A 12,162-nucleotide genomic window follows, 5' to 3' on the forward strand; every position below is an offset into this window, starting at 1 on the left:
CTATGGCGCTTACTAAAGCTGAAATGTCAGAACATCTGTTTGAAAAGCTAGGGCTTAGCAAACGTGATGCCAAAGATCTGGTTGAGTTATTCTTTGAGGAAGTACGTCGTGCTCTCGAGAATGGCGAACAGGTCAAACTGTCTGGCTTTGGCAATTTTGATCTGCGAGACAAGAACCAACGTCCGGGCCGTAATCCGAAGACGGGTGAGGACATTCCTATTACGGCGCGCCGTGTGGTGACTTTCCGTCCAGGGCAAAAGCTAAAAAGCCGGGTAGAGAGTGCTACTCCAAAAGAGTAAGTATTTCCCCAAACAAAAGGCCGCGCAAGCGGCCTTTTTCTTGCCTGCACCTCATTGAGAAACATCGATTTTATTTTATAAGTGCCCACATCATGACCGCAGGTTGGGGCCATTTCCCTTTATTTGTATTTCTAGCTTAGCCTTAAGGTGGGGTCACAGAAACCAGTGGGGGTTGATTGGAAATGGAATTTTCAGCATTTAGTTTGTCTAGTCTACAACCGTTGCAAAAGCATTAATCTAGAGTAGGATTTGTCATGTTTCTGCTAATGTTCGGTGGAGTGGCACCATTCATTCTATAACATTTTTTTTAATTAAATTGTAAAGACTATATTAATCATTACGTGATAATTAATTTTTGCATCCAAATTAGATTGGCTGAGATTATATTTTCATGAAGTACTTAAGTTAGCACTCAATATTTTATTCTAAATAAATTAGACTATTCTTATTGAATGCCAGTTTTATACTTATTTTTTAGGATGTAATCTAACGCAACTGATGGTTATCATAATGCATCCTTGGGCCGCCACCGCCACCGCCACCGCCACCGCCACCGCCACCGCCACCGCCACCGCCATGCGGTGGGAATATACAGCAAGCTGATAATGTAGTGCTTAATAAGAGTACTATTGTCATTAACGTTATACGTTGCATTTTATTTGTCTCATCTTTTATTATCCGGCAATGCTTGGATTATAATTCAATACAATAAATGTCACTGTCAGATAAACGTTAAGATATGTTAGGAGTGGTAGTAAATGAAAATGTCCGACTTGTAAGAACTGTATGTATTGCGTAAGCAAGATGAAATGAAAATGAAAAGAGCGGATTGTCTGATAGATGGTTTTTATTTTCGCTGATATAAATTTAATAACTGTTAAATAATACATTCGGATGTATATGAAAAAATATCTGCTATTACTTGGGGTGTTGGCATTAATGCCATCGTTTGCACAGGCAGACGTATCACTTGACATCAATATACCCGGAGTCAGCTTACATCTAGGTGATCAGGACAACCGTGGCTATTACTGGGATGGTTATGATTGGCGTCCGCCACAGTGGTGGCATGAACATCGTGGTGGCCATATTGGTGACCGCAATGACCGTGGCTATTATTGGGACGGGGGGCGTTGGCAACATCCACAACCGCAGGATGGCCATAACCCGTTCCGTGGGCAGCAAGGTAGTCAACGCCATAATGAACGCAGCGATTACGGTAATTCGCCACAGCACAATAATGGCAGTGATAATAATGGACGCGGCCAGCCAGTGAATAATAGCCGACAGGGTAGTGGTGCTAAGCAAGGCGGGCCAAATAATAACGATAATCATAATGGTCAGCCACTCTATCCATCGCAAAATAAGGGCCATCGTTGACAGTAAGTAACCGATGAATGCAGGCTTTGTCGCTAAAATCATCGACAGAGTTTGCGTTCTCTTACCATAAAAAAGTCTTATTCTTCATGCAAAACTTCCCCTTATCGCGTTAACCCCCTACTATCTGTAGCCTAGCTATGGGTATCAGCCCCTAATATTTATGAGACATCTTCAGGTTAATCCTGAGGCAGCGACCGAGGATGTAATGCAGACCAGTCAGTTATTTACTGCGCTTCAACAGCGGCAACAACAACGTGATCACCGTTACCTCAAGGGATTGGTGGTGATACTTTTTTTTGCGCTGGTAGTCAGCTTGTGTGCTGGAGATGCGTGGATTTGGCCCACTCAGTGGTTTGGTGAAAGCGGGCAATTATTCGTCTGGCAGTTGCGTTTGCCCCGAGCCTTAGCCGTAATGATGGTTGGTGCAAGTCTTGCGGTTGCGGGTGCTGTAATGCAGGCATTGTTTGAAAATCCATTAGCCGAACCCGGTCTGCTGGGGGTGGCGAATGGTGCAGGTGTTGCATTAGTTATGGCGGTCTTGCTAGGGCACGGGTTATTACCGATCTGGTTTTTAAGTGGCTGTGCTATTGCTGGAGCCTTACTTATGACGGTTCTGCTGTTAGGTTTCGCTCGCCGGCGTTTGTTGACTAACGCTCGTCTGTTACTGGTTGGTGTTGCATTGGGGATCGTTTGCAGCGCGGTGATGACATGGGCTGTTTATTTCAGTACCAGCTTGGATTTACGCCAGTTGATGTATTGGATGATGGGGGGATTCAGCGGTATAGATTGGCGACAGCAGGGATTGGTCGTAGCATTGGTGCCGATCGTGGTATGGCTTTGTTGCCAGGGGCGAGTGCTCAACTTTATGTCATTGGGTGAGCAGCAAGCCAGGCAGTTGGGGATCCCACTCCATTTATGGCGGAATTTATTAGTACTGGCTATAGGATTGCTGGTAGGTATTAGTGTTGCTCTGGCTGGTGTTATCAGCTTTATTGGCCTGGTTATTCCCCATATCTTGCGATTGACCGGTTTAACTGACCAACGCCATCTACTAAGCGGATGTGCACTAGCTGGCGCTGGAATACTGTTGTTTGCGGATGTTATCGCACGTATCGCTCTATTTTCGGCTGAGCTGCCCATTGGTGTGGTAACCGCAACGTTGGGTTCGCCATTATTTATCTGGTTGCTGACACGAGTGAAAAGTGTAAAGTGATCTGCCTTACACCTATTGATACTCTTGTAAGTTCATCTGTATATCATCGCTGAATAAGGATCCTTCCTGATGAGTAATCCAATTTATTCCATTCCTGTTAAAACCATTGAAAGTGAATCTATTCTGCTGGAAAAGTATAAAGGCTCAGTGCTGTTGGTGGTTAATGTGGCTTCTCAGTGTGGTCTGACTAAGCAGTATGAAGGGCTTGAAAACCTCTATAAAACATATCATCAGCAAGGTTTTGAAGTCTTAGGTTTTCCGAGTAATGAGTTTGCGGGGCAGGAGCCTGGCAGTGATGAAGAGATCCAAGCTTTCTGCCGTGGCACATTTGGGGTTGAATTTCCGATGTTTAGTAAAATTGAGGTCAATGGCCCGCAACGGCACCCTTTGTACCAGCAATTGATTGCGGCTAAGTCTGTTGCAATAAAACCGGAAGGGAGCGAATTTTATCAACGGTTAGCCAGTAAGGGGCGTGAGCCAAAGCAACCGGGTGATATTCTGTGGAATTTTGAGAAATTCCTGGTTAGTCGTGATGGCGAAGTTCTTGAGCGTTTTGCTCCCGATATGGCACCAGAAGATTCGATTCTAATCAGTGCAATTACTCAAGCGTTAGCCACCAAATAATTTACCGACAACAGGTTTATTTTGATGCTTTTGCAACTCAGCAATGTCCATGTCGAAACCCGCCTTGCGCCTTTTTCTGCCCAGGTGGCTGCTGGGTTGCAAATTCATTTGATAGGTCCAAATGGTGCAGGGAAAAGTACCCTGTTGGCCGCTCTGGCAGGCTTGTTGCCTGCTCGTGGTTATATTTTACTGGCCGGGCAACCACTGCCTATCTATGCAGGGCACGACTTGGCCCGTTCACGAGCCTATCTAAGTCAACAGCAATCGGCTCTGACTCTAATGCCGGTTTTCCAATATCTGGCTCTCTATCAGCCAGCCGGTGCCGCTTTGGATGCTGTAGCGGCAACGATTGGTTATCTCTGTAAAAAATTACGATTAACCGATAAATTGCCAAGAATGTTATCGCAACTTTCAGGCGGCGAGTGGCAGCGTGTTCGGCTCGCGGCAGTATTCTTGCAAGTTTGGCCGGATATCAACGCTGACAGCAAGCTGTTATTGCTTGATGAACCCTATACCGGGCTTGATGTGGCGCAAAAAGTGGCACTTGATAGTCTGCTTGCTGAGTTTTGTGCGGCTGGGCGCAGTGCTATCATTAGTGCTCATGACCTTAACCACACCTTGCAACAGGCTGATCAGGTTTGGTTAATGTCTAAAGGGGACGTGCTTGCACAGGGTGGGGCTAAACAGGTAATGGAGGCAGATATTTTATCTGATGTGTTCGAAGTGGAATTTCAAATACATAGTTTTGATGGCCAGAATTGGATTATTACAAAAAGCATATGATACTTACATTTAGCTACTAAGTTTTATTGGGAGTATAAAATTAATAACCTGCATCTATAATTTGCATTAATATTTATTATGGTGCTTATTTTTCTTTTTCTCCACAGAAGAAATCAATTAAATCATTGCGATGAAATATCCCACAGTGTTTTATGTTAATTGATTGATTTTACTATGAAAAACAATTCCTTTCTTCGTGAAATACCCTTTCTGAATATATCAGCAAAAAAACGCTATCTTAAGGTTTATTTAAGGTTAATGGACTAGAGTTGACCCTAGCAGACCACAGGTTTATCTGATGGGCGTTTAGTTTTCGTTAACTTAAGTGAGCATATAGTTGCCGACAGCTCTGGTGTCCTAAGGGATTATTCAATGCAGAATTTTTTGCCATTTTCACGTCCGTCAATCGGTACGGACGAAATTAATGCGGTCATAAATGTATTAGGGTCAGGTTGGATAACTACTGGCCCACAGAATCAACAGTTAGAAACTGATTTTTGTAAGGCATTGGGTTGCAAGCATGCTATTGCTGTCAGTTCGGCCACTGCGGGAATGCATATCACCTTGATGGCCTTGGGTATTGGCCCAGGGGATGAAGTTATTACCCCGTCTCAAACGTGGGTTTCTACTCTTAATATGATTGTGTTGTTGGGCGCTGAGCCGGTAATGATTGATGTTGATCGCGACACTTTAATGGTAAATGCTGCGGATGTTGCAGCAGCTATCACCGCAAAAACCAAAGCCATTATCCCGGTGCATTATGCCGGCGCTCCCTGTGATCTTGATGCTTTGCGTTTAATTGCTCAGCATCAAGGTATCCCATTGATTGAAGATGCGGCCCATGCTGCTGGCACCCGCTATGGTAATCAATGGATTGGCGAGAAGGGCACCGCTATTTTCTCTTTCCATGCCATTAAAAACATGACTTGTGCTGAAGGCGGCTTAATTGCCACTGATGATGATGAGCTAGCCGACAAAGTACGGCAACTTAAGTTTCATGGCTTGGGTGTGGATGCCTTTGATCGACAGCTACAAGGGCGTAGCCCACAGGCCGAAGTTATAGTGCCTGGTTATAAATATAACTTATCTGATATTCACGCAGCGATTGCGGTAGTGCAACTCAGGCGTTTACCTGAAATCAATGCTCGTCGCCAAGAATTAGTTGCCCGCTACTATAAAGCATTGAACGATTCCCCCTTGCAACCCCTGGCGGTTCCCGACTATGCCCATCTCCATGCTTGGCATCTGTTTATGGTGCGTGTTGATGAAGGTCGCTGCGGAATTAGTCGCGACTCACTGATGGAGCGGTTGAAAGAGTCAGGAATTGGTACTGGTCTGCATTTTCGTGCCGCCCATACTCAAAAGTATTATCGCGAACGCTATCCACAGTTGCACTTACCCAATACCGAGTGGAATTCCGCCAGATTATGCACATTGCCCCTTTTCCCCGACATGCTAGACAGTGATGTTGACCGGGTAGTTGATGCATTGGCAACTATTATAGGGCCGCACCGTGTTACAAAATGAGCAAATCAAAAAAGTATCAATAGTTATCCCTGTTTATAACGAGCAAGAGAGCTTGCCGGCATTAATAGAGAGGACGTCGGCTGCCTGTAAGTTACTCACCCAACCTTATGAAATTATTCTGGTTGATGACGGGAGTAGTGATAGTTCTGCTGAAATTTTGACAACAGCGGCGAACCTACCTGAAAACCACATAATCGCAGTTTTGCTAAATCGTAATTATGGCCAACATTCAGCCATTATGGCTGGATTCAATCAGGTTAGTGGTGATTTGATCATTACACTTGATGCTGATCTGCAAAACCCGCCGGAGGAAATCCCACGGCTGGTCGGTGTGGCAGAAGAGGGCTACGACGTCGTCGGGACTGTGCGCGCTAATCGGCAAGATTCGCTGTTTCGTAAAACAGCCTCCCGTTTGATTAATCTGATGATTCAACGTGCTACAGGTAAATCTATGGGTGACTATGGCTGCATGTTACGAGCCTACCGCCGTCATATCGTAGAAGCAATGTTACACTGTCACGAACGCAGTACCTTTATTCCCATTCTGGCAAACAGCTTTGCCCGCCGTACCACTGAAATTACAGTTCATCATGCTGAGCGCGAATTCGGTGACTCAAAATACAGCCTGATGAAGCTCATTAATCTTATGTATGACTTGATAACTTGCCTGACAACGACCCCATTACGTCTGTTAAGCCTGGTGGGCAGTGTCATTGCACTTTCTGGTTTTACTCTTGCTGTGCTGTTAGTGGTTTTGCGTTTGGTATTTGGCCCGGAATGGGCGGGCGGCGGTGTCTTTACGCTCTTTGCCGTGTTGTTCATGTTCATCGGTGCCCAATTCGTTGGTATGGGGCTACTCGGTGAATACATCGGTCGAATTTATAACGATGTGCGCGCGCGCCCACGTTATTTCATACAGAAAGTGGTCGGGGCAGAGCATACCGACAATAATCAGGAAGTAGAAAAATGAAAGCGATTGTATTTGCCTATCATGATATTGGCTGTGTAGGTCTAAAAGCACTAGTAGAAGCTGGTTACGATATTCAGGCAGTATTTACCCATACTGACGATCCTAATGAGAATCGTTTTTTCTCTTCAGTGGCCCGGGTTGCTGCTGATTTAGAACTTCCTGTATTTGCACCGGATGATGCCAATCATCCGTTATGGGTTGAGCGCATTAAGCAATTACAGCCGGATATTATTTTCTCTTTCTATTATCGCAATATGCTGTGTGATGAAATTTTGTCGTTAGCACCGCAAGGAGGATTCAATTTACACGGCTCCTTGTTGCCGAAATACCGAGGACGTGCTCCGATTAACTGGGCGCTGGTTAATGGGGAGACCGAAACAGGTGTAACCTTGCACCAAATGGTAAAAAAAGCTGATGCAGGCCCAATTGTGGGTCAGCACAAAGTTACCATCAGCGATACAGATACTGCATTGACATTACATGCAAAAATGCGTGAAGCGTCGCAAGAGTTGTTACGTGATTTATTGCCAAAAATGAAGCGTTCTTCACTGCATCTGACACCACAAAAAGAAGCTGATGCCAGCTATTTTGGCCGTCGAACTGCTGCTGATGGAGAGGTCAATTGGCAAAAGTCAGCATCAGATATCAATAATTTAGTTCGTGCCGTGACGGAGCCTTATCCCGGTGCATTCAGCTATCTTGGACAGCGTAAACTCATCATCTGGCGTGCGCGACCGCTGAAGATGGCACACGGAAAGTTACCCGGCACCATACTCTCAATTTCACCTTTAGTTGTCGCCTGCGGTGAAGGTGCGCTGGAGATTGTTACTGGTCAGGGAGACGCTGGTTTGTATGTTCAGGGCAGTCGATTAGCCCAAGAAATGGGCATTGTCACGGATGTGCGTTTAGCTAATAGACCAAGCAATGCTTTGAAAAGACGTACCCGTGTACTGATCCTTGGTGTGAACGGCTTCATTGGTAATCACTTAACCGAACGCTTGTTGCGTGATGACCGTTACGAAGTCTATGGTCTGGATATTGGTTCTGATGCTATTAGTCGTTTCTTGGATAACCCTTTCTTCCATTTCGTGGAAGGCGACATCAGTATTCATTCCGAATGGATCGAATATCATATTAAAAAATGTGATGTCATTTTGCCGCTGGTGGCTATTGCGACGCCAATTGAATATACCCGCAATCCACTGCGTGTTTTCGAATTAGATTTTGAAGAAAATTTAAAGATTGTTCGCGATTGCGTTAAATACAATAAACGTATTGTCTTCCCATCCACTTCTGAAGTTTATGGTATGTGTGATGACAAAGAGTTTGACGAGGACAGTTCGCGACTGATTGTTGGGCCAATTAACAAACAGCGCTGGATATATTCGGTATCCAAACAATTATTGGATCGTGTTATCTGGGCTTATGGTGCGAAAGAAAATCTCAGATTCACATTGTTCCGCCCATTTAACTGGATGGGGCCACGTCTGGATAACCTTGACGCTGCTCGTATTGGCAGTTCCCGCGCCATTACACAATTGATATTAAATCTGGTTGAAGGCTCTCCTATTCAACTGGTTGATGGCGGCGCGCAAAAACGCTGTTTTACTGATATTCATGATGGCATTGAAGCGCTATTTCGCATTATTGAGAACAATGATGGCTGCTGTGATGGTCAGATAATCAATATTGGTAACCCGACGAATGAGGCTAGTATTCGCGAATTAGCGCAAATGCTGCTGAGTAGTTTTGAAAAACATCAATTACGTGGTCACTTCCCACCATTTGCTGGCTTTAAAGATATCGAAAGCAGTGCCTATTATGGTAAAGGCTACCAAGATGTCGAATATCGCACCCCCAGCATCACGAATGCGCGACGTATTTTACATTGGCAGCCAGAAATCGCTTTGCAGCAAACTGTCAGCGAAACCTTGGATTTCTTCCTTCGTGGTGCTGTACTCGAACTGGGTGAAACCCAAAAGGATGAGCATTATCTATGAAGCAAGTTGGACTAAGAATTGATGTGGATACCTACCGTGGAACAAAAGAAGGTGTGCCATCATTACTTGCTGTATTGGAACAGTATGATATCAGCGCCAGCTTTTTCTTCAGTGTTGGTCCAGATAATATGGGGCGTCACTTGTGGCGCCTTTTCCGACCTCGTTTCTTGTGGAAGATGTTGCGTTCTAATGCCGCTTCGCTTTATGGCTGGGATATCTTACTGGCCGGAACCGCTTGGCCGGGTAAAAAAATCGGTAAAGACCTTGGCTCATTAATGAAAGCCACGCTACAAGCAGGGCATGAGGTTGGTTTGCATGCATGGGATCATCAAGGCTGGCAAGCTAAGGTTGCATCGTGGTCAACACAACAGCTAACTGAGCAGGTTCAATGGGGTGTGGATGAATTACAGAACAGCATTGGGCAGCCAGTAACTTGTTCCGCCGCTGCTGGCTGGCGTGCAGACTCGCGGGTGTTAGCCATCAAGCAACCGTTCGCTTTTCGTTATAACAGTGATTGTCGTGGTACTCACCCTTTCCGCCCCCTATTACCTGATGGCAGTCTTGGCAGTGTACAAATTCCTGTTACGTTGCCAACATACGATGAAGTCGTAGGGAGTGAAGTGCGGGCTGAGGATTTTAATAATTTCATCATTGAAGCTATTTTGCGTGATAGAGGTGTCTCGGTTTATACCATTCATGCTGAAGTTGAAGGGATGTCTCAGGCAGTAATGTTTGAGCAATTATTAGTCCAGGCCAAAAAGCAAGGTATCCAGTTTTGCCCGCTTCGAGAGTTATTACCCGATGATTTAGATTTATTGCCGATAGGGACAGTCGAGCGTACCACCTTTCCTGGCCGAGAGGGTTGGTTAGGGTGTCAGACAAAAATTAAGGATGTCGGATGAAACTGTTAAAAGGAGGCGGGGCAGCACTGTTGGCGTTGTTTTTTGTTTTGCTATACCTATTGCCAATCAATAGTCGTTTACTGTGGCAACCTGACGAAACTCGCTACGCTGAGATTAGTCGGGAAATGTTGCAACGTGGTGATTGGGTTGTGCCGCATTTTCTGGGGATCCGCTATTTCGAAAAGCCTATCGCTGGATATTGGTTTAATAATATTAGCCAGTGGATATTTGGTGACACTAATTTTGCCGTCCGATTTGGTTCCATTTTTAGTACCGCGCTGAGTGCAATATTAGTCTATTGGTTAGCGACTTTATTGTGGCGTAACCGCTCTACATCGGTACTGGCGACATTAATTTATCTCTCCATGTTGTTGGTATTTAGTATCGGCTCCTATGCGGTATTGGATCCGATGATTTCATTATGGCTAACCGCTTCAATGGTCTGTTTTTATCTCACATTGCGGGCCGAAACTTTGGCGCAGAAGGTTGGGGCTTACCTTTTGCTCGGCCTTGCCTGTGGCATGGGCTTTATGACTAAAGGTTTTCTGGCGTTGGCCGTGCCGGTTATTTCGGTATTGCCTATTGTCATACAGCAAAAGCGAATAAAAGAACTCATCATTTTTGGCCCGATAGCGATATTGGGTGCGGTAATCTTGAGCTTGCCGTGGGCATTGGCCATCGCGCAACGTGAACCCGATTTCTGGCATTACTTCTTTTGGGTTGAACATATTCAGAGATTCGCTGAAAAAGATGCTCAACATAAAGCCCCCATTTGGTATTACCTGCCTATTCTTTGCATCGGTGTATTGCCGTGGTTGGGGTTATTACCGGGAGCGTTACTTAAAGGGTGGCGTGAACGGGTGGCAAAACCAGAGCTGTTCTTTTTGCTCAGTTGGGTCGTCATGCCGTTGTTATTCTTCAGTGTGGCTAAAGGAAAACTCCCAACGTATATCTTGCCATGTATGGCTCCACTATCTTTACTGATGGCGGCATATGCAACAGATTGCACCAGTAACATGCGTATGCGCGCGCTGAAAATAAATGGTGCAATAAATCTTATTTTTGGATTAGTTTGCGCGCCGGCGGTGTTAGTTATTGGTTTGAATTTGGTAGGGCACTTGGTCGCCTATGGGCCACAAGAGCAGCAGAAAGTAGTGTTGGGGATAGTCGCCTTTACTGGATGGGGGTTGGTGGGGCTGATTACATTGTATAATAACGCCCGTTATTGGCGTTGGGCTGCCGCCTGTCCATTATTGTTGGTTTTGCTGGTGGGTTACCTGATTCCTCAACAGGTTATTGATTCCAAACAGCCGCAAAATTTTATTCAGAATAATTTTGATGCGTTGAGCAGCAGCCGCTATGTGCTTACCGACAGTGTGGGTGTAGCGGCAGGGTTAGCCTGGCAACTGAAACGTAGCGATATACTGATGTTCAGCGAAAAGGGCGAGCTGTCTTATGGGCTGAACTATGCTGACAGCAAAGATAAATACATTAGCAATAAAGATTTTAGTGAATGGTTGGCTCATGCAAGGCAGCAAGGTGACGTGTCGTTAGTTGTGCAATTATCTCGCGGTGAGGACATCTCTACCCATTATCCGGTAGCCGACAAGGTTAATTTAATGAATCGTTTGGCACTTTTGTGGTACCAAAAGACACCATGACAAATTATTTGCTATTGATAGTTGTCAGTTTATTGACCTGTGCGGGGCAACTGTGTCAGAAGCAAGCTGTACAATGTTGGGGGCAATCTGGTGAAAAACGGCTTGCGCCCACACTGCGTTGGCTTGCTATCGCAGTGATATTGCTGGGCTTAGGAATGGTGCTGTGGTTGCGTTTATTGCAACATCTGCCTTTGAGTGTGGCTTATCCGCTATTAAGCTTTAACTTTGTGCTGGTGACCTTGGCCGCGCAGTTGTTTTATGGAGAAAAGACAACTTCTCGCCATTGGTTGGGTGTTGCTGCCATTATGTTTGGCATCCTTTTGATTAGTTGGCATTTATGAAAGGTTACCTGTGGGGAATAGGCAGTGTGGTGTTGGTGACCATGGCCCAACTCATGTTGAAGTGGGGGATGATGCACACTCCATTAATATCGTTGGCAGATATTAATGGTCAGTTTTTAGCACATCATCTGACACAATTAATGGCGGTAACTTTCGGGCTAGTCGGCTATGCAGTATCCATGTTGTGCTGGTTTTTTGCCTTAAGGTATTTGCCACTCAATCGAGCCTATCCATTACTGAGTCTTAGTTATGCGCTGGTCTATTTAGCCGCTGTATTGCTACCCTGGTTCAATGAGTCGGCGACGTTACTAAAAACGTTAGGGGCGGGGTTTATCCTACTGGGGATATGGCTGATTCACACCAAACCCATAAAAAGTGATTAAATCTATTATCTCATTCATATAACTTGTTTTTTCCAGACTCGATAGCTAAATTAGCTCTACTGGTACCTCTCGCTGGCCA

General features: G+C 45.2%; 13 protein-coding genes. 12 read left to right on the forward strand and 1 reads right to left on the reverse strand.

Going from position 1 to position 12,162, the window contains the following annotated elements:
- Positions 1-2: 2 nt before the first annotated feature.
- Complete coding sequence (gene ihfA, locus V1955_RS10115; RefSeq protein ID WP_002211830.1) at positions 3-299, forward strand: integration host factor subunit alpha; 297 nt, start codon at positions 3-5, stop codon at positions 297-299.
- Positions 300-785: 486 nt separating this feature from the next.
- Here ihfA and V1955_RS10120 read toward each other — a convergent pair whose 3' ends face one another.
- A complete protein-coding gene (locus V1955_RS10120) occupies positions 786-953 on the reverse strand; it encodes a hypothetical protein (protein WP_442820852.1) in 168 nt (55 codons plus the stop codon).
- Positions 954-1,199: 246 nt separating this feature from the next.
- On the opposite strand from V1955_RS10120, the gene V1955_RS10125 reads away from it, so the two are divergent.
- The 11 genes from V1955_RS10125 to arnF all read left to right on the forward strand — a co-directional run bounded on the left by V1955_RS10125 (position 1,200) and on the right by arnF (position 12,083).
- A complete protein-coding gene (locus tag V1955_RS10125) occupies positions 1,200-1,679 on the forward strand; it encodes a DUF2502 domain-containing protein (RefSeq protein WP_420073407.1) in 480 nt (159 codons plus the stop codon).
- Between the two features lie 205 nt (positions 1,680-1,884).
- Positions 1,885-2,892: a vitamin B12 ABC transporter permease BtuC gene (gene btuC / locus V1955_RS10130; protein ID WP_083158699.1), complete on the forward strand. Its 1,008-nt coding sequence runs from the start codon at positions 1,885-1,887 to the stop codon at positions 2,890-2,892.
- 69 nt (positions 2,893-2,961) lie between these two features.
- Entirely contained in the window at positions 2,962-3,516 is a 555-nt protein-coding gene (locus tag V1955_RS10135; RefSeq protein WP_083158700.1) for a glutathione peroxidase, read from the forward strand.
- 24 nt (positions 3,517-3,540) lie between these two features.
- Complete coding sequence (gene btuD, locus V1955_RS10140) at positions 3,541-4,299, forward strand: vitamin B12 ABC transporter ATP-binding protein BtuD (RefSeq protein WP_442820853.1); 759 nt, start codon at positions 3,541-3,543, stop codon at positions 4,297-4,299.
- A 372-nt stretch (positions 4,300-4,671) separates the two neighbouring features.
- Positions 4,672-5,826 (forward strand): UDP-4-amino-4-deoxy-L-arabinose aminotransferase, encoded by a 1,155-nt coding sequence (gene arnB / locus V1955_RS10145; protein ID WP_083158702.1) that lies wholly within the window; start codon positions 4,672-4,674, stop codon positions 5,824-5,826.
- On the forward strand, positions 5,813-6,796 hold the full coding sequence (gene arnC, locus V1955_RS10150; RefSeq protein WP_083158703.1) for an undecaprenyl-phosphate 4-deoxy-4-formamido-L-arabinose transferase: 984 nt from the start codon (positions 5,813-5,815) through the stop codon (positions 6,794-6,796). The genes arnB and arnC overlap by 14 nt, the downstream gene beginning before the upstream one ends.
- The gene (gene arnA, locus V1955_RS10155) at positions 6,793-8,796 is read left to right on the forward strand and encodes a bifunctional UDP-4-amino-4-deoxy-L-arabinose formyltransferase/UDP-glucuronic acid oxidase ArnA (protein WP_083158704.1); all 2,004 of its coding nucleotides are present in this window, start codon (positions 6,793-6,795) and stop codon (positions 8,794-8,796) included. The genes arnC and arnA overlap by 4 nt, the downstream gene beginning before the upstream one ends.
- Positions 8,793-9,698, forward strand: a complete 906-nt coding sequence (gene arnD, locus V1955_RS10160) for a 4-deoxy-4-formamido-L-arabinose-phosphoundecaprenol deformylase (RefSeq protein ID WP_083158705.1) — start codon at positions 8,793-8,795, stop codon at positions 9,696-9,698. Before arnA ends, arnD begins: the two co-directional genes overlap by 4 nt.
- Positions 9,695-11,359: a lipid IV(A) 4-amino-4-deoxy-L-arabinosyltransferase gene (gene arnT, locus V1955_RS10165; protein ID WP_442820854.1), complete on the forward strand. Its 1,665-nt coding sequence runs from the start codon at positions 9,695-9,697 to the stop codon at positions 11,357-11,359. Before arnD ends, arnT begins: the two co-directional genes overlap by 4 nt.
- Positions 11,356-11,700 carry a 4-amino-4-deoxy-L-arabinose-phosphoundecaprenol flippase subunit ArnE gene (arnE, locus tag V1955_RS10170; RefSeq protein ID WP_442820855.1) on the forward strand — a complete coding sequence of 115 codons (345 nt, stop codon included), beginning with the start codon at positions 11,356-11,358 and terminating at the stop codon, positions 11,698-11,700. The genes arnT and arnE overlap by 4 nt, the downstream gene beginning before the upstream one ends.
- Positions 11,697-12,083: a 4-amino-4-deoxy-L-arabinose-phosphoundecaprenol flippase subunit ArnF gene (gene arnF, locus V1955_RS10175; protein ID WP_083158707.1), complete on the forward strand. Its 387-nt coding sequence runs from the start codon at positions 11,697-11,699 to the stop codon at positions 12,081-12,083. Before arnE ends, arnF begins: the two co-directional genes overlap by 4 nt.
- The last annotated feature ends 79 nt before the right edge of the window (positions 12,084-12,162 follow it).

Source organism: Yersinia sp. 2545 StPb PI, assembly GCF_052217125.1.
In the GTDB taxonomy this organism is placed as follows: Bacteria; Pseudomonadota; Gammaproteobacteria; order Enterobacterales; family Enterobacteriaceae; genus Yersinia; species Yersinia enterocolitica_E.